15 protein-coding genes and 1 tRNA gene are annotated in these 17756 nt (G+C 44.6%); 1 reads left to right on the plus strand and 15 read right to left on the minus strand.

From position 1 onward, the window contains the following. Positions 1-397 precede the first annotated feature (397 nt). The 14 genes from lysS to P5G49_RS15375 all read right to left on the minus strand — a co-directional run bounded on the left by lysS (position 398) and on the right by P5G49_RS15375 (position 16630). Positions 398-1888: a lysine--tRNA ligase gene (gene lysS / locus P5G49_RS15310; RefSeq protein ID WP_301245294.1), complete on the minus strand. Its 1491-nt coding sequence runs from the start codon at positions 1886-1888 to the stop codon at positions 398-400. 139 nt (positions 1889-2027) lie between these two features. Then, the gene (gene folK / locus P5G49_RS15315; RefSeq protein WP_301245193.1) at positions 2028-2522 is read right to left on the minus strand and encodes a 2-amino-4-hydroxy-6-hydroxymethyldihydropteridine diphosphokinase; all 495 of its coding nucleotides are present in this window, start codon (positions 2520-2522) and stop codon (positions 2028-2030) included. Next, positions 2519-2887, minus strand: coding sequence for a dihydroneopterin aldolase (gene folB / locus P5G49_RS15320; RefSeq protein WP_301245195.1), 369 nt, complete (start codon positions 2885-2887; stop codon positions 2519-2521). Before folB ends, folK begins: the two co-directional genes overlap by 4 nt. Positions 2888-2908: 21 nt before the next feature. Then, positions 2909-3754: a dihydropteroate synthase gene (gene folP, locus P5G49_RS15325; protein ID WP_301245295.1), complete on the minus strand. Its 846-nt coding sequence runs from the start codon at positions 3752-3754 to the stop codon at positions 2909-2911. A 13-nt stretch (positions 3755-3767) separates the two neighbouring features. After that, on the minus strand, positions 3768-4616 hold the full coding sequence (pabC, locus tag P5G49_RS15330) for an aminodeoxychorismate lyase (RefSeq protein ID WP_301245198.1): 849 nt from the start codon (positions 4614-4616) through the stop codon (positions 3768-3770). A 17-nt stretch (positions 4617-4633) separates the two neighbouring features. Beyond that, positions 4634-6049, minus strand: coding sequence for an anthranilate synthase component I family protein (locus P5G49_RS15335; RefSeq protein ID WP_301245200.1), 1416 nt, complete (start codon positions 6047-6049; stop codon positions 4634-4636). 118 nt (positions 6050-6167) lie between these two features. Continuing rightward, positions 6168-7094, minus strand: coding sequence for a cysteine synthase A (gene cysK / locus P5G49_RS15340; RefSeq protein ID WP_301245202.1), 927 nt, complete (start codon positions 7092-7094; stop codon positions 6168-6170). Between the two features lie 169 nt (positions 7095-7263). Next, positions 7264-8187 carry a peptidylprolyl isomerase gene (locus P5G49_RS15345; protein ID WP_301245204.1) on the minus strand — a complete coding sequence of 308 codons (924 nt, stop codon included), beginning with the start codon at positions 8185-8187 and terminating at the stop codon, positions 7264-7266. Beyond that, positions 8165-9052 (minus strand): Hsp33 family molecular chaperone HslO, encoded by an 888-nt coding sequence (gene hslO, locus P5G49_RS15350; protein ID WP_301245206.1) that lies wholly within the window; start codon positions 9050-9052, stop codon positions 8165-8167. Before hslO ends, P5G49_RS15345 begins: the two co-directional genes overlap by 23 nt. Before the next feature lie 14 nt (positions 9053-9066). After that, a complete protein-coding gene (locus P5G49_RS15355; protein WP_301245208.1) occupies positions 9067-9831 on the minus strand; it encodes a type III pantothenate kinase in 765 nt (254 codons plus the stop codon). 148 nt (positions 9832-9979) lie between these two features. Then, positions 9980-12013, minus strand: a complete 2034-nt coding sequence (gene ftsH, locus P5G49_RS15360) for an ATP-dependent zinc metalloprotease FtsH (protein ID WP_301245210.1) — start codon at positions 12011-12013, stop codon at positions 9980-9982. Positions 12014-12227: 214 nt separating this feature from the next. After that, positions 12228-12770 carry a hypoxanthine phosphoribosyltransferase gene (gene hpt, locus P5G49_RS15365; RefSeq protein ID WP_301245212.1) on the minus strand — a complete coding sequence of 181 codons (543 nt, stop codon included), beginning with the start codon at positions 12768-12770 and terminating at the stop codon, positions 12228-12230. Positions 12771-12798: 28 nt separating this feature from the next. Beyond that, complete coding sequence (tilS, locus tag P5G49_RS15370) at positions 12799-14184, minus strand: tRNA lysidine(34) synthetase TilS (protein WP_301245213.1); 1386 nt, start codon at positions 14182-14184, stop codon at positions 12799-12801. 37 nt (positions 14185-14221) lie between these two features. Beyond that, complete coding sequence (locus P5G49_RS15375; RefSeq protein WP_301245215.1) at positions 14222-16630, minus strand: SpoIIE family protein phosphatase; 2409 nt, start codon at positions 16628-16630, stop codon at positions 14222-14224. 193 nt (positions 16631-16823) lie between these two features. On the opposite strand from P5G49_RS15375, the gene P5G49_RS15380 reads away from it, so the two are divergent. Further along, positions 16824-16897: transfer RNA gene (locus P5G49_RS15380), tRNA-Met, on the plus strand. Positions 16898-17286: 389 nt separating this feature from the next. Here the strand turns inward: P5G49_RS15380 and P5G49_RS15385 are convergent. Beyond that, complete coding sequence (locus P5G49_RS15385; RefSeq protein WP_301245217.1) at positions 17287-17643, minus strand: DinB family protein; 357 nt, start codon at positions 17641-17643, stop codon at positions 17287-17289. Positions 17644-17756: the final 113 nt, after the last annotated feature.

Below are 17756 nucleotides of genomic sequence, written 5' to 3' on the forward strand. Positions count from 1 at the left end.
GAGAAATTCGAATAGCTCGAGTTTCTTGCTGGCATCATTTAAGATGTCAATTTCGAATCCGAAGATTCGTTTTGTTCTTTTCACCGACAGGGTCGGCTCCAGAACTTTATTTGTTGACGTTTTGCTGTTCAGTTTTCAAGGTTCATTTGTTAGCTGCTCTGTAAGAAGCAACTCTTATATAATATCACGCTGTGTTTTCAGTGTCAATAACTTTTTTAGAAAAGTTTTTAAGCTGTTTCGAAGTAGTTATTTACTTATCAGAAACGCAACGTTATTTACTATATCAGCTTGTCTTTTTGAATGCAACACTTTTATTGTAAAAAGAATTTTCTTTTATTGGCACAGATAATTAAAGCCGCGTGAAGCCTTACTAAATCAGTTTTCACGCGGCTTTTGTTTACTCTTTAGAACGCATTTGAGGGAATAGAAGGATATCACGGATTGATTGGGCATTCGTCAAAAGCATGACAAGTCGGTCGACACCGATCCCAAGTCCACCCGTTGGCGGCAAGCCGTACTCCAACGCTTCCACGAAATCTTCGTCCATTTCATGCGCTTCATCATTGCCTTGTTCCTTTTCAACTAATTGAGCTTCGAAACGTTGGCGCTGATCGATTGGATCGTTTAATTCTGTAAAGGCGTTCGCATGCTCACGTCTTACGATGAACAACTCAAAACGATCCGTAAATCTACCATCTTCAGGATTCTTCTTAGCTAATGGAGAGATTTCAACCGGATGTCCATAAATGAATGTTGGTTGAACAAGTTGTTCCTCTACTTTCTGCTCAAAGAATTCATTTAGGATATGGCCGACTTCCATCATATTAGCAATTTCTACGCCGTGCTCCTTCGCAAGGGCACGTGCCTCTTCAACGGACATCTCTTTCCAAAAGTCCACACCTGTATATTCTTTGACTGCGTCAGCCATATGCAGACGTTTCCAACCTGGAGACAGGTCGATGATGTCTTCACCGTATTTCACTTGAGTCGTGCCCAACACCTCTTGTGCAATATGGGCAATCAAATTCTCCGTAAGTTCCATGATGTCTTTGTAGTCCGCGTATGCTTCATACAGCTCAATCATCGTAAATTCCGGGTTGTGGCGAGTTGATATTCCTTCATTACGGAATACACGTCCGATTTCATAAACCTTTTCAAGACCACCTACAATTAGGCGCTTCAAATGAAGTTCAATTGCAATACGCATATAGAGTTCCATATCTAACGCGTTATGATGCGTAATAAACGGACGTGCTGTCGCTCCTCCAGCAATGGAGTGGAGCATCGGCGTTTCAACTTCAAGGAATCCTTGATCATCGAGGTAGCGGCGCATTGATTGGATAATGCGGCTTCTTGTAATGAACGTTTCTCTACTTTCTTCAGAAGAGATCAAATCAAGATATCTCTGACGATAACGTTGTTCCACGTCCTTTAAACCGTGGAATTTATCAGGCAATGGACGGAGAGCTTTTGTAAGGAATGTGAACTCAGTCGCCTTGATTGAAAGTTCTCCAACCTTCGTCTTGAATACATTTCCTTTAATCCCAACGATATCGCCCAAGTCGGCATTGTCAAATAGCTCGTAAGCTTCTTCACCAATTGCGTCTTGACGGACGTAAATTTGGATTTGGCCGCCAAGGTCTTGTAAATGCGCGAATCCAGCTTTCCCTTTTCCACGTTTCGTCATGATCCGTCCAGCGATTTTCACTTCATGGACTGTTTCATCCAACTCCTCTTTTGAAAGGCCTTCATAGCTTTCACGAATTTCATTGGATAGATGTGTTCTTTCATATCTTGCGCCGAATGGGTCCAGCCCATTTTCCCGCAGTTCATTCATCTTCTGGCGTCTCACCAGAAGCTGATCGTTCAATTCATCCAAATGGGACATTTCATTCACTCCTTCATAATTATCCCTCACGCCGGATGGCATGTTCTTATTGTACACAATTCCCTCATCCTATGTAAAAAAAGCCGCCAATTTAAATGGCGGATCAGTTCATCCAACACCTACAGCGGCTAACTCCCGCTCATTCACCTACGCTAAGGAAACGTTCGACTCCATCAACTGTTTCCCAACAAACAACGCCATCGTCGTCGATAGCTACACCGGGCTGTATACTATCAGGCGCAATTTCCAACAGAGGCACAAGAACAAATGCCCGCTCATCCATTCTCGGGTGAGGAACCGTCAAGTTCTCTGATTCAATATTGTCGTTATTATACAGCAAAATGTCAAGGTCAACAGTCCGTGGACCCCATCTGACATCGCGGACACGCCCCAAATCGTTTTCAATTCCCTGACACACATCCAATAACTCAAATGGGTTGAGCGATGTTTCCAAACGAAGGACCAAGTTCAAGAAGTTCGCCTGATCAGTATATCCAACAGGCTCCGTTTCATAAATAGAGGAAATCGCGGTCACTTCGATTCTATCATGTGCATGGAGCGCGCGGACCGCCTTAGTTAGATGATGCAACCGATCCCCAATATTCGATCCTATTGATAGATATGCGATGTTCATACGAAACGCCCTCTTGTTATATCGACAGATACTGATGCATAGTGACCACGTATTGGCGGATCAGGTTTGATTAACACCACTCGAATCCCTTTAACTTGTGAAGCGAATCTCTCCATGACTAAACCCGCAATCTCTTCCGCAACGGATTCGATCAATTTCCGAGGTTCCCCTTCAACGACAGAACGACAAACTTCGAATACCTCAGCATAATTAACTGTCTTCTGCAAATCATCCGTAGCGCCGGCTTCGGCTAAATCGACAGCTAATGAAACAGTTGCCCGGAAGCGCTGACCTAAGACCGTCTCTTCCTTTAACGCACCGTGATAGCCGTAAAACTCCATTTCATTCAAATGAATATAATCCATCCCGAATCCCACCTTCTTCTATTAATTGGCGCTTACTTTCACTTTGTTTGTCAATACATCCATCATTTTCACCATGCGTGATATCGCCTTGACATCATGCACTCGCATAATATGGCATCCGTGTTCGATACCAAAGCAAACTGTAGCCCCGGTCCCTTCCATTCGTTCATCGACCGGTAGATCCAATATGTTACCGATCATCCTCTTTCGGGAAGTAGCCAATAGAAGCGGATACCCCATATCCGAAATCCGTTGCAACCCTTGCATTGCTAACACGTTTTGCGCGGTATCCTTTGCAAACCCGATACCAGGATCGAGCCAGATGTGTTCTTCAGGGACTCCCGCGTTACGCGCAATTGCAACACTTCCCTCTAAATCCGCAATCACTTCATCCATGAAAGGGCCTGCATATTCCGCCACTTCGCGGTTATGCATAAGAATGATCGGAGCGCTATGTTTCGCTGCCACTTCCGCTATTCTCGGCTCCCGCTTAGCCCCCCATACATCATTGATAATGTGTGCCCCTGCAGCAAGCGCCGCCTCCGCTACACCCGCTTTATATGTATCTATCGAAATGATGCAATCCAATTCCCGTGAGAGCGCCTCAATCACAGGTACCGTCCGTTCAAGTTCCATCTCTAACGTTACAGGTGCATGTCCCGGGCGCGTCGATTCTCCGCCAACATCGATTATTTTCGCACCATCCTGCAGCATCTCTTCGGCATGCTTTAACGCGGCGTCAATACGTCCGTATTTGCCGCCATCTGAAAAGGAATCCGGCGTGACATTTAAGATGCCCATCACAACCGTCTCCCTTTTAAAGTCGAGTTCCATATTACCTAACCGATATACATCCTTCGCCTTCATTAACTCCACTAGTTCAACCTTCTTTCATTTCATCTATTGCCTGTACGTATAGTCCATGCAACTTTTGATAATAAAACCCAGCAGAACCCGGCACCGCATGTTCACCAACCGATTTTAAAGGGACAAGTTCCTGGACAGCATTCGTGACGAACACCTCGTCAGCTTGCTCCACTTCCCCCTTGGTGAACAGCCCTTCCCGCACAGAAATGCCGACTTCCGTTGCTATCTTCAAAACAAAGGCTCTCGTAGTGCCAGGCAAAATACCGGTTTCAATAGAAGGGGTGTATAGTTCCCCATCCTTTATCCAAAAGACATTTGACGTTACGCCTTCGGCAACAAATCCCTCACTAGTCAAGAACAAGCCCTCATGATCTTTTAAAGAAGGAAGTTCCAGGCGTCCTCGAACATTGTTCAGGAAATTATGCGACTTATGCCGAATCCGGCTTTCCGGAATATTTCGTTCCGTTTCCAACCAAAGCGCTCGTTTTTCCATCCCCCGAGGGGTAACGGCTAACTCTTTCCTGAACAAAATAACATTCGGTGACAGGTATTCGGAAGGGGCCAACCCGATGTCATGGACACCAGCGGACACGTTCAACCGAAAATAGCCATCTTTACCGTCCGTTCGTCCATGCAACCCGCGAATAGCATTGGCAATTTCCCGATCAGTATACGGCATCGAGATTCGGTATTCATTTAGGGCTGCGCGAATCCTTTCCATATGCTCTTTGAATAAAAACACATGCCCCTCATATGTCCGGAATGTTTCGAAAAACCCCGCGCCATATAGGAAACCGTGATCGAAAGGGGAAATCCGGAGATCTTCCGCCTTTATATATTCACCATTCATCCAACAAAACATAGGGCTCGTACCGCCTTTCACGCCTTCGTTTCAGCCATTTCCTTTGCCTGCCACAGTGCCTTCGCCTTATTCAATGATTCCACGTATTCCTCTTTGGGAACTGAATCTGCGACAAGTCCAGCACCCGCCTGAATATAAGCGACGCCATTCTTTATATACGCCGTCCGTATGACAATATTCAACTCCATATCTCCATTGAAGCCAACCCAGCCGATCGAACCCGTGTAGAGACCTCTCCTTGTCGGTTCTAACTCTTCAATGATTTCCATCGTCCTCAGCTTCGGAGAACCTGTGATCGAGCCGCCGGGGAAGACGCCTTTAACGATTGCGGCATTCGATAATTCAGGTGATGCAGTTCCACGAATGTTCGACACAAGATGCATGACATGGGAATAGCGTTCTATAACCATAAATTCGTCCGTTTCAACAGTATCCTTCGTACAAACGTGTTCAAAGTCCTCAAGCTCCTGCTCAACAAGCATAATATGCTCGCCTTTTTCCTTCTCATTGGAAAGCAAGTCCTTCTCCAATGCATCATCTTCCAATTGTGTAGCACCCCTTGGGCGTGTCCCTCCAATTGGACGTGTGCTCAATTCAGTTCCTCGCTTTTTCAGCAGCAATTCAGGCGAACCGGATACTACGGCAAAATCCTCAGCGCCAATCATTGCCATATACGGCGATGGATTGAATGAACGTAACGCCTCATACATGGATAGCGGGTCAGCAGCAAGTTCATTGGATTGGCGTACGGATAGGTTTACTTGATTCACTTCTCCAAGCGCAATATATCTTTGCACGTCGCGAACCATTTGTTCGAATTGAGGTCCTGTGACAGAGACATTCACTTTTTCCGGTTTTTTTGATTCAGTTGCAGTACTTTCCGCGGCATGAATCCGATTTCTTTCCCCTGCAGCAGCAGCTTCCAACCATTCCTGCTCCAATTCAGAAACGTCCAATCCCCGCCCAGGCAATGTCATGAAATAGACTGCTTCTTCTTTTTGGTTGAGCACCGCCCAACGATCGAATAAATAGAAGAAAACATCCGGCGTTTCAAGGTCATCTTTAGCAATTTCCGGGATCGGCTCATAAGTTCGTGCGTAATCATAACTGATAAAACCTATGACGCCCCCTTGGTATTCCGGTAGTTCCGGAAGAGTTTCCATTTTCATAGACTCGACGAATTCAGCTAAAAGTTCAAGAGGTTCACCTTTCTTCACTTCTGTCGAACCATCCCGCCACTGCAACTCCAGCGACTGATCACCTGTTGCTTTCAGCGTCACAAGTGGATCAACCCCAGCAATGCATAAGTTTCCTGTTCGTCCACTCTCGAGTAAAATGTGCTTTTCTACTGTTTTCGCAAGTTCTTTATGTGCATAAAAGAACTGTTCCTTCGTCATTTTCACTTTTTTATAATTCGGATACAGTCTATCCATTTCGTTTTCCCCCAACACTTATAATAGTCTAATCTTACAGTGTGGAGAGTCATTTAGGCTACAAAAAAGGAATACAAAAAAAGGAGAGCCTTGTTAAAGCTCCCCTTGTGCGACGTATTCATTCCTCGTCAAATTGGTAAAGCGGTGTACTTAGGTATCGTTCTCCGTTTGACGGAAGGATTGCCACTACTTTCTTTCCTTTGCCTAACTTCTCCGCCACTTGAAGTGCAGCAAATATAGCCGCCCCAGATGATACACCACCTAAGATCCCTTCTTCTCGAGCAGCACGTCTTGCAGTTTCATACGCTTCATCATTCGTTACCTGAATAATTTCATCGTAAATATCTGTATTTAGAACTTTAGGAACGAAGCCCGCCCCGATACCTTGAATTTTATGAGGTCCAGGTTGCCCTCCAGAAAGTACTGCTGAGTCGGTCGGTTCTACTGCAATTATTTTCACTTCAGGGAAGCGTTCTTTTAACACACTACCCGCGCCTGTAATGGTACCGCCCGTTCCGATTCCCGAGATGAACGCATCGACTCGATCTAACGCATCGGCAATTTCCGGTCCCGTTGTCAGACGGTGGACTTCCGGATTCGCTTCGTTATTGAATTGTTGGGGCATGAACCAGCCATTCTCCTTGGAAAGTTCCTCTGCTTTTCCAATGGCACCTTTCATTCCTTCTGCTCCGGGCGTAAGGACAAGGTCTGCGCCGTATGCACGTAATAGGTTGCGACGTTCGAGGCTCATCGTATCCGGCATGACGAGTACAGCTTTGTAACCTTTCGCAGCAGCAATCATTGCAAGCCCGATACCTGTATTGCCGCTCGTCGGCTCAATAATTGTACTTCCTTCCTTTAATTCACCCGATTTTTCAGCAGCTTCAATCATAGCGAGCGCAATCCGATCCTTAACGCTTGAGCCTGGGTTGAAGTACTCCAGTTTCAAATAAACATCTGCACTATCCGGCTTCGTCATACGATTCACCTTAACAAGAGGTGTTTGCCCCACAAGATCCGTAATCGTGTTACCAACTTTAGTCATCTACTCCCACTCCTAATCCCTACTTATTTGATATGTTTTATAGTATTAATACTACTACCTTGTTGTGAGTAACGTCAATTAATTATATTTATCCTTTCCCTTTCTTCCTGCGACTAATCCAAAAAAGCTAACTGCAATCCCATAAGAAGGGACATGCAGTTAGCTTTTTTTACTTACCATAAAACCATTTTGCGTCAAATTCCTTCCAAAAAGCTTCTGGAAGGACCGATTGCGGTAGCTGTTCAATTGTCAGCTCTCGTTTAATATGCTCTTTCACTTCATTAAAGGTGAATTTTCTACCTTCAATCACTTCATTCACTTGAACAATTGCATATGTACCGTTTTGCAAACTGACTACATCCCCGATTTTCCCTTCACTCAATTGGGAAGCAGCTTTGTAAATTGCAGGGTCGATTGTTTCTGTATCAGCGTTAATATAGCCAATATCCCCACCAAGGTTAGCTGATGTTAGATCAATCGACAGTTCCTTTGCCAACGCATCAAAACTTGAGCCCTTCGACAACTCATCCAATGCCCGTTCTGCTTCTTTCTTCGAGTTAACAACAATAATAGAAGTCCGATATGATGTCAGAATAGTATAAAGGGATTCGTTTTCGTCATAGAACGACTTCACTGTCGAATCATCAATGACTACATCATTCGATAATACTTTTTCCAAGATAATTGTCGAACGTATTTTTTGCCGTATTTGCTCGAGATCAAGTCCAGAATACGCGCGTCCATCCACAGATGTAATTAACGCGAGTTCAAGCTCAAGTTCCTTTTCACTTACTTCTATGCCATATTTCTTGGCAGCCGTCTCCATCACCTTGTTGTTCACAAGCTCTCGCAGTACATCCCGGCCAACCGCATTTTCCATCGCAGTCATCCACTGTTCCCTTGTGATTGGATCACCCGCGACCGAAGCAACCTCTTCGTCAGGTTGCTTCGATTTTTTATCGGGGATTAGCCAGCCAACAAACCAAAAGACATTACTTATAAATAGGATAACGATTAATACAAGTAACGGCTTCGTTTTTAACTTCTTTTTTTGAGCCGGTTCTTGGGCATTATGACTGTGACCGTATTTCATCGATAAATCCTTCTAATTCTTCCTTCGGATATAGGTACTTCTCCAGACAGAAATGGCACTCCGCTTCCGCTTGACCATCCTCGTCGATCATTTCACGGATTTCTTGTTCTCCAAGACCAATTATCGCGTTACCAAAGCGCTCTTTCGAACAATTACAACTGAAAGTCACATCCATCTTATCAAGTACTTCCACGTTTTTAGTGCCTAATACCTCATTCAAAATTTCTTCGGGCGTCAAACCGCGGTCAATCATTCGCGAAATCGGCTCGATGTTTGCTAATTTCTGCTCAAGTTCGGTGATTGTTTCGTCTGTTGCACCCGGCATCACCTGAATGACGAACCCCCCAGCAGCCTTCACCGTATTGTCGGGGTTAACAAGCACTCCCAATGCCACAGCAGAAGGAACTTGCTCGGATACTACAAAATATTGAGTGAAGTCTTCCGCAATCTCACCTGAAACAATTGGAACCTGGCCAGTGAAGAAATCACGTAGTCCAAGGTCTTTTACTACTGTCAGCATTCCTTCGGTACCAACCGCACGTCTAACATCCAATTTCCCGTTTTCATTCAACTCAAAATGAGTTTGTGGATGAGTGATGTATCCCCTTACTTCGCCATTTGCGTTCGCATCAACGACTATCGGGCCTGCAGGACCGTTCCCCTCAACCTTGACAGTCAGTTTTTCATTTCCTTTAAGCATCGTACCCATCATGAGTCCGGCAGTCATCGTTCTACCTAAAGCCGCAGTCGCAGTTGGCCAAACCTGGTGCCGCCTTTGCGCCTCTGCCACAGCGTTTGTTGAATCAACTGCATATGCACGGATTGTGCCGTTAAAAGCCAATGCTTTTATTAGATAATCATTCATTTATTTCTTCTCCTTTAGACATTTCTTTCATAGATCAAATGAAGCCCTTTTAGCGTAAGGAAGTTGTCAACGATATCAATCACATTCGTTTCACTTGCTATCAATTCTGCAAGGCCACCTGTGGCAATGACAGTCGGTTCCACCTTACTCTGTGCTTTCATCCTTCCAACAATACCTTCTACAAGTCCTACGTAACCGAATACGATTCCTGATTGCATTGCAGATACGGTGTTTTTACCGACTACATGCTCCGGACGAGCCAATTCAACACGGGGTAGTTTGGATGCCCGGTCAAATAATGCCTCCATCGAAATACCGATACCTGGTGCAATAGAACCTCCCATATATTCGTTTTTTTCATTCACGTAACAGAACGTTGTAGCTGTTCCGAAGTCTACAATTACAAGTGGTCCGTTGTGTTCTTCGGTAGCTGCGACCGCATTGACAATTCGATCAGCGCCTACTTCTCGTGGATTTTCATACTTAATATTCAAGCCTGTTTTGACACCCGGACCAACAATCAATGGGCGGATATTGAAATACTTTTTACACATTTGCTCTAGCGGGAACATTACTGGTGGGACGACGGAAGAGATAATAATTCCGTTTATATCGTCAAAATTTAAGCCGACATGGGAAAATAGCGACTTCACAGACATGGCATATTCATCTTCTGTTCTGTGCCGATACGTCTCCATACGCCAATGATATTTCAACTCTCCTTGATCGTAGACGCCAAGGACGATATTCGTATTACCGGTATCCAATACTAAGATCATTTTCTTTTCCTCGCTAACATTCGTCATTTTCCAGGATATCATACCACAAACCTAAAGAGGAGGGCGATGGTTAGCTTCGACAGTTAGCGGAAAATAAAAACAGTCGACTGCCTAAGAAAGCAGTCGACCATAAATTTATTTTACAAACTCAATCTCTTCTTTGTTCATCAATCGGAGGAAGAGGTGTGTCTTCGCCCCTGTTCTCCCTTGGTAGATCTGCAATGGATGGATCTGCAGGCGCTCCTGTTGAATCGGGGTTGACTGTGTCTTTTACCGATTCAGCGTCCGCAGGCTTCTCTTCCACTTTAGAATCGCCATTTCCTTTTTGGTCATATGGACGATCCGGTAATGTACCATGATCCTTCAAGTGGTTGATTTGCTCAGCATCCAATGTTTCCACATCAAGAAGTGTTGTAGCAATCAGGTCAAGCAAGTCACGCTTTTCGGTAAGGATATTTTTAGCCCGCTCGTATTGCCCTTTGATGATACTTTGCATTTCTTGATCGATTTCGTAAGCAATCGACTCGGAATAATTCTGCTCCGAATTGAAATCTCTTCCAAGGAATACGTTTCCGCCTTGTGCGGAGCCGAATTGCATTGGTCCAAGCTTATCGCTCATACCATACTCCGTTACCATTGAACGTGCAATTCCAGTCGCTCGTTGGAAGTCGTTATGAGCTCCCGTGGACACTTCACCAAGTACAATCTCCTCTGCCACACGCCCACCTAAAAGACCAGCAATTTTATCGAGCAATTCAGGTTTCGTCATGAAGTAACGGTCCTCTTTCGGAAGCATGACTGCATAACCACCCGCTTGGCCCCGAGGCACGATTGTTACTTTATGAACGATATCAGCGTCTTCAAGCATTAGTCCAACAACAACGTGACCCGCTTCATGGAATGCAACAATGTTTCTTTCCTTTTCGGAAATGACACGGCTTGTTTTCGCCGGACCTGCAATAACGCGGTCTGTCGCTTCATCGATATCCGCCATGTCGATCTTCGCTTTACCACGTCTTGCCGCAACGAGTGCAGCTTCGTTCAATAGGTTCTCAAGATCTGCACCCGAGAATCCAGGTGTACGTTGAGCAAGTGCCTTCATATTGACCGTGTCGTCAAGCGGCTTATTGCGCGCATGAACTTTAAGTACGGCTTCACGTCCTTTTACATCCGGTCGACCGACAGTAATTTGACGGTCAAAACGTCCCGGACGAAGAAGTGCAGGGTCCAAAATATCCGGACGGTTCGTCGCTGCAACGATGATGATTCCTTCATTTCCATCGAAACCATCCATTTCAACTAAAAGTTGGTTCAATGTCTGTTCGCGCTCATCGTGGCCGCCACCAAGACCGGCACCACGTTGACGTCCGACTGCGTCGATTTCGTCAATGAAGATGATACATGGTGCATTCTTTTTCGCATTTTCGAACAAGTCGCGAACACGGGATGCACCAACCCCGACGAACATCTCAACGAAGTCCGAACCGGAAATCGAGAAGAACGGTACGCCAGCTTCACCGGCAACCGCACGTGCCAAAAGTGTTTTACCAGTTCCCGGAGGACCGACTAACAAGATACCTTTAGGAATACGTGCTCCAAGTTCAGCAAACTTACGTGAATCTTTAAGGAAATCCACAACCTCTTCAAGCTCGGCTTTCTCTTCATCCGCACCCGCAACATCCGTAAAACGGACTTTTTTGCGATCATCCGAGTGAAGCTTCGCCTTGCTCTTACCGAAATTCATAACTCGGCCGCCACCGCCGCCTTGCGCTTGATTCAATAAGAAGAAGAATAGGATGATAATAATGATGAAAGGTACCAGACCTGTAAAGAAGGCAACCCAAGCACTTGTTTCAGGTGCTTTTTGTACATTGAATTTCGGGTTATTCGTTTTCCCAACGTCCCTAAGATCTGCCATGACGGATTGAGAATCGTCCGTTAGGATATTGGTGGTGAATTTCTCACCCTCCTCATAACCTTTCATGACCCCTTCGACAGTTAGAACGCCAGCGACAGGTTGAAACGAAACCGATTCAATGTCCCCTTTTTCCAAAGCCGTATAAAACTCATCCGTTGTAATCTCTTTTGTCTTCGGATTCGGATTATTTAGTGAACTGAAAATCCCCATTATCGCAAGGAAGATCAATCCGTATAGTAGAAAGTATCGAAGTATACGATTCATCCCAAGCCTCCTCATTTCTTCAACAGAAAACTATTGTAAATCTTAACATATAACAGATTCAACCTTCAAAGGAAATGCCTTACTTATTGGGACGTATTCCATAGGCGACTGCACTGCGCTAACTCAGTAACATTAATAATAGAATGTCAAACTTTTAGACACATATGGAAAAAAGCTTTCCAGCTCCCCTTGATAAAGGTTTGTTGAAAAGCTTTCAGAAAGAGTAGATTTCCTTTTTCAATACACCGATATAAGGTAAATTCCTATATTTTTCTGCGTAATCGAGTCCGTAACCGACAACAAATGCATCCGGAACCAAGAAGCCTACATAATCTGCCTTCAAATCCACTTTTCGACCCGTTGGTTTATCAAGCAACGTTACAATCTTAATGGATTTTGCCTTCCGGTATTTGAAGAGTTCGACCAAATAGTTCAATGTCTTTCCGCTATCGATAATGTCTTCAATAATTAAAACATCACGTCCTTCGACGCTCGTATTCAAGTCTTTGACAATTTTCACTTCTCCAGAGGAAACTGTTGCGTTTCCATAGCTGGAAACATCCATGAAATCCAACTCGATATATGCATCGACACGTTTAATAAGATCGCTCATGAAAGGTAATGCACCCTTTAGAACGCCGATAGCAAGCGGAAATTTATCCTGATAATCCGCTGTAAGCACAGCACCAAGTTCCGCAACTTTTTCTTGAATTTGTTCTTCCGTAATTAACACTTCTTCGATATCTTTCTGTAACATCGAAAGCCCTCTCTTCTTCATAAAGTCTTTATAGTTTCTTTAACCTGAATATGTACTTTTCCTGTTCAGATTTCTTGCGCTTGAACCGGATGCCGTACCGTACGCCTGGAATGGCGCAAATTTCATCTTGTGAAGTTGTGACGATAGGCAACTCTCGCCGCTTTTCCGCACCGATCTTCTCATCAATGAACAATCTTGATAAGCGCTTCGCTTGGTCCATCTTAGGAAGCAAAATTCGGTCGCCGTCTTTTTTTGGTCTTAAATAGAGTGGTAAGTCTTGGTCCGCCATATCGAAATATCGATATTCACAGACCTCCTCAACCTCACTATCCGCATCATCCCAAGACAGCAACATATCGCCCCAAATTACCCATTCGCCTTTCGGCAGTATGCGCCGTTCAGCAGATTGTTCATTTCCACCTTTCACAATAGAAACCTTGTCGTATTCTCTTACGAAACGGAAACCTCTTGGAAGGTCAATCGTACTATTCCCTTGCCGGATAGACAAATGATGATGCAATTGGTCCAATAATGCTGCATTGTATTCAACAGGTATACTTTCCCCAGCATAAAGATAATTCAATAGTAGTGGAATGAAACGCTTTTGTAAAGCAGTGTGCATGCCGGCAAACAGATTGGTATCGAAGGTCGGATACCCTTCCTTTGTAAAGGACACAATGGAACTGAATCTTTCATTTGTCAAGTTAGCCAAAAGCTCTTCATCCCGTTGCAGAGCGGCAGTCATTTTCACGACATTAACTGCCGCTGCTTGGTTTTCATTCAGAATGATAGGTGCAACATGATGACGCAGTCTATTCCGCAAATAGGCATCACTTTCATTACTTGGATCCTCCCTGAACTGCTTGTCCCGCTCCTTCAGGTAAGCTGCGAGTTCCTCCTTCATCGCCGGAAGAAACGGTCTGATCACTGTTCCTCCATCCAAATTCCTCTTAACAGAAATACCAGTAGGAACACTTCCTTTGGAAAGTTGCATCAACACTGTCTCCAACTGATCCTCGGCATGATGGGCAGTTGCCAAGCAATCGTATCCTTCCTTTTTCATCACCTCACTAAAGTATGCATACCTACCGGAACGACATATATCCTGGACATTTCCGCCTTTTTCATTCAGGATGGCGGGAACAGGCACACGTCCACCGAAAAAAGGAATACCTAACTCGTCACATATTCCTTTCACGAAGCGCCCGTCCTCCGCTGATTCTTCACCCCGTAACATATGATCGACATGGATGCCGGCTACATCTACTTGTAACCTTCCAAAGGTTTCTGCAGCCAAAACCAACAGCGCAACAGAATCCAGCCCGCCGGAACAGGCAACAAGGACCCGTTGGTTAGTACGTAACAGGTTTTCGCGATCTATGAAATCGAGGATTTTCCGTTGAAACGCCTTCATTCTTCCGTTCCTCCAATCAATTACACATGACTCTATTCTAACGCATAACTTTTTCCCGGGAAATTGATAGGTTCGTCGGTTTTATTGTCATCCACTTTGGCAGGACATGGTCAACTTTCATAACGAGCACTGTTCGATCATCTATAACAACTCCGAATCTCCTTTCCATTTCAGACATGATACGATCGGCTAACGATTCACAGGAAAGATGCTGGTACTTTTCCAGTATTCCATAAAGTACTTCCTCCTGCTTTTCAATCGTAACCTTTCCATTAAAGACACCGTCAGTTAGCATGACAACAACATCTCCAGATTTTAATTCTTCATTTTTGGCTTCTACTGAAAACGATGGCAAAAACCCAACAGGAACCGATTTGCTATCAAGGCGGAGGAAATCATGGCCTCGTTTAATATACGTACTCATCGACCCAGCCTTCCACGACCACAACCTTCCATCTTGAAGATCAATCAACGCCAAATCCAGCGTCGCATACATATCATCCAACCCATTCAACGACATCATATAATGCAAAGTATGCATCGCTGTTTCCGGATCCATCTTCCGGTCCAGACACTCCCTCATCAGTCTGATCACTTTCCGGCTTTCTCTATATGCATTCATATCATGTCCCATACCATCAGACAATAGAACCGCAGTCAGGCCATCGTGAATCGGGAAAACCTCGTAAGCATCACCCGCATGGAATGTCCCTCCCCCAGCCGTCGCAACAACCCCGTATTCCAATGAAAAACGGACTGCTGAACTGAAGACGAGTTGAATATGCGGGAAAGGATCTTGCAGCACGGACGTTTTTTCCACTTTAAACGGTTCCTGATAAACCTCCTCTAATATCGGTATTATTAAACGTTCAGCCACTGTAGTATCTGTTTCAAAGTCTGAGCGTTTTTCCGGAACTGAACAGACTATCTTGTAAGCCCCTTTCTCCTCTGACAAAATGTCGATTTGATAATACTCGATTCCCAGAGAATGAAAATGTTTCCCTAATTCCTCCTCTGCAAGATGATTGACAGTCAAATCCCCTTTAATGTCATTCATTATTTTTTCCAGATGGGTACTCATATCCCTCAATTGTAACGCTAACATCTTCCTTCCATGTTGGAGTTGTCCCATTAAGAGGTTATTTGCGGCCTGTTCTTCAAGTTCAGCTATCAGACCAGAAGAGCGGATGCATTTATATTTGATCCTTTCCTCAACTCGGTGACGGGCCGCTTTCTTTGTCGCCGAATAGGTTGTCTCCCATTCATATAGAAGACGCGGCATCCCTTCCTTGCTACCCTCCCAGCATTTCGAATAGCGGAAGCAAGATTGACAAATGGATGGGATTGACTGCGTCGCATTGACATCGTCAGAAGCGAAACGATCGTTGACAAGGTTTGACATGAATTCCGCAAACTGCTGAAAGTCCGCCAATTGTTCATCCAACCGACTTGTCAGCCACTTTTGTCGTTTCACCGATAAATCCTGTTGTCCCGGCGTTATCATCCGAGTGATAGGCTCAACCTTCTTTGTCGGGATTAAGAAAAACAGGGCTGTCGCAAGACCAATTGTAAGAAAATGTGATGTGTCAAGCGGCAATGTTATATCATATAACAGGAAGAATACAGAAACAGCGAAGCCTCCAGTTGCTATCCCTAATTTCCCCATACGACTTAATGCGCCCGCAAAAAATCCGGTCATTCCATACACCGCCATCATGCCCGTGAATGATAATTCCGCAACACCAGCTATCGCCGCAATCATCATCGCAATGGTCGTCGAAAAGGGCAGTCCTCCCGCCAATGCAGCAAGCAAGATTGTAAGATGAAGCAGAAGTCCCGAAGTCGAAATTGGGCCAACCATGAAGTTACCCATCCCAGTTGTCGCCATGATGCCAACGATACAAACAGCCCCAAGCCGCTCCGGAGACCATTGGCCGAAAAAGATCCGTTCTCTATGTGGAAATGCGACAAAGAGGAAAAACGTCATGAATAAAGCTAAGATTGCTTCAAATCCGATTGTCAACTGAACATTAACAGGCGGTTGCCCGCTGAACATGATAAACTGCCAAAGCACTTGAACAACGATAATTGATCCTGCCACAGTCAATGGAATCGATTTCCGCATGAAAGGATGCTTGCTTACTACATTGAATAACAGCAATTGCAATAAGTAGATCACCGCTTGTCCTAACCCAAGAAAGGCTCCCCCAGCCATTCCCCCAATAAATACATAAATGAGATGTTTTCTGAATCGCGCTTGCGCCAGTGCCCAAATCGGCAGGAAAAATGGAACCGCCGCATCAAATAACACCGCTTGCGACAAGAAAAACGTACTTGTCAAAAAGAAAATCGCCAGCAAAATATACATTTTCCGATTCCCCACTGTTTCTAACGTATGGCGAATCTGCTGAACAAACGGCCTCTCGAGATTGCTTACCATCTTCATCTCCACATTCCCCCTATGTCTACTTGCCCCTAAGTATACATAGACTGTTCCGAAGATTTTGTCTGTTCGTGACAAGTTTTTTAAAAAGATTTCGACGAGTTCCGTAGTGTTTTTCTATTTTTAAACGATAGGTTGACAGACGTTCGAAAGGCATGTATTATAGTTATTGTCGTTCAGATAGAAGAACAACAACGGCGGCGTAGCTCAGCTGGCTAGAGCGTACGGTTCATACCCGTAAGGTCGGGGGTTCGATCCCCTCTGCCGCCATAAACGAAGAGCGTAGAGCGTCGTTTAGCCTCGACAGGTGCTGGAAGCCTTGAGGTTAAAGGCGCTCTTTGCCTTTAACAGCAAGGCTGAAGCATCCCGAGAGGCTGACGCTCGAAGCTGGACAGAAATGCAGGAGGCCCAATGGGCCTCCTGCTTTTTTTATGAAATACGCATAAATTGCTGTAATCACGCATAAAGCGTAACAGATACGCATAAATTCCCCGAATCACTCATAAACTCCCGCAATCACGCATAACTCCACTTTTTCATTTACTATCCGAATAAATTCCCTCATTTTCGCGAACCGACTCGATTTGTTCCTTATGATGCGAATCATGCCAAACAAAATCCGCGAAATACTGCCCTATCGACAATAAGTGATCCCCTATTTAAAACTCTTTAATCCATTCTGTTTCGTCAACTTGCTGGAGTCGCTCTAATATTCTCTCACGTTGCTCCTTCGCATACGTCAATATCTCTTCAAATGTTTTTCCATTCGCAAGTCTTGCAGCTTCCTCATTAAATGGCTCAAACGGCACATCCTTTAATACGTTTCCTTCTTGCATTTCAGGCAAGCGTTCCTCACAAGTAAATCGATCCCATTCCGCCATATGCATAACAATCTCTTTTGGCGACCATTTTCCTTCTTGATAAGGTGTGTTTGCCTGTTGTTCAGATAATAATTGCAGCGAATCAACCCAATCTTTGTACTTTGCAAGGTCTTTTATTACTTCAGATTTTTTCATTCCTACTCTCCCCCTTTTATAATGTTATCTATTCGATTCAACTGACTTGAAATCCTTTCATTAGTTTTTCCTTTTTTATATCGTTAGAGTTCTCCTTTCTGCAAATAAAAAAA

The organism is Sporosarcina highlanderae, from assembly GCF_030433715.1.
Lineage (GTDB): Bacteria > Bacillota > Bacilli > Bacillales_A > Planococcaceae > Sporosarcina > Sporosarcina highlanderae.

What these genes read in the sequence shown, in the direction of transcription:
- P5G49_RS15355 (WP_301245208.1), bottom strand. Translation starts at nt 9,831, where the DNA reads ATGATCTTAGTATTGGATACCGGTAATACGAATATCGTCCTTGGCGTC.
- hpt (WP_301245212.1), bottom strand. Translation starts at nt 12,770, where the DNA reads ATGTTACAGAAAGATATCGAAGAAGTGTTAATTACGGAAGAACAAATT.
- P5G49_RS15375 (WP_301245215.1), bottom strand. Translation starts at nt 16,630, where the DNA reads ATGAAGATGGTAAGCAATCTCGAGAGGCCGTTTGTTCAGCAGATTCGC.
- tilS (WP_301245213.1), bottom strand. Translation starts at nt 14,184, where the DNA reads ATGAAGGCGTTTCAACGGAAAATCCTCGATTTCATAGATCGCGAAAAC.
- folP (WP_301245295.1), bottom strand. Translation starts at nt 3,754, where the DNA reads ATGAAGGCGAAGGATGTATATCGGTTAGGTAATATGGAACTCGACTTT.
- folK (WP_301245193.1), bottom strand. Translation starts at nt 2,522, where the DNA reads ATGAACATCGCATATCTATCAATAGGATCGAATATTGGGGATCGGTTG.
- P5G49_RS15345 (WP_301245204.1), bottom strand. Translation starts at nt 8,187, where the DNA reads ATGAAATACGGTCACAGTCATAATGCCCAAGAACCGGCTCAAAAAAAG.
- P5G49_RS15335 (WP_301245200.1), bottom strand. Translation starts at nt 6,049, where the DNA reads ATGGATAGACTGTATCCGAATTATAAAAAAGTGAAAATGACGAAGGAA.
- cysK (WP_301245202.1), bottom strand. Translation starts at nt 7,094, where the DNA reads ATGACTAAAGTTGGTAACACGATTACGGATCTTGTGGGGCAAACACCT.
- pabC (WP_301245198.1), bottom strand. Translation starts at nt 4,616, where the DNA reads ATGTTTTGTTGGATGAATGGTGAATATATAAAGGCGGAAGATCTCCGG.
- hslO (WP_301245206.1), bottom strand. Translation starts at nt 9,052, where the DNA reads ATGAATGATTATCTAATAAAAGCATTGGCTTTTAACGGCACAATCCGT.
- lysS (WP_301245294.1), bottom strand. Translation starts at nt 1,888, where the DNA reads ATGTCCCATTTGGATGAATTGAACGATCAGCTTCTGGTGAGACGCCAG.
- ftsH (WP_301245210.1), bottom strand. Translation starts at nt 12,013, where the DNA reads ATGAATCGTATACTTCGATACTTTCTACTATACGGATTGATCTTCCTT.
- folB (WP_301245195.1), bottom strand. Translation starts at nt 2,887, where the DNA reads ATGGATTATATTCATTTGAATGAAATGGAGTTTTACGGCTATCACGGT.
- P5G49_RS15385 (WP_301245217.1), bottom strand. Translation starts at nt 17,643, where the DNA reads ATGAAAAAATCTGAAGTAATAAAAGACCTTGCAAAGTACAAAGATTGG.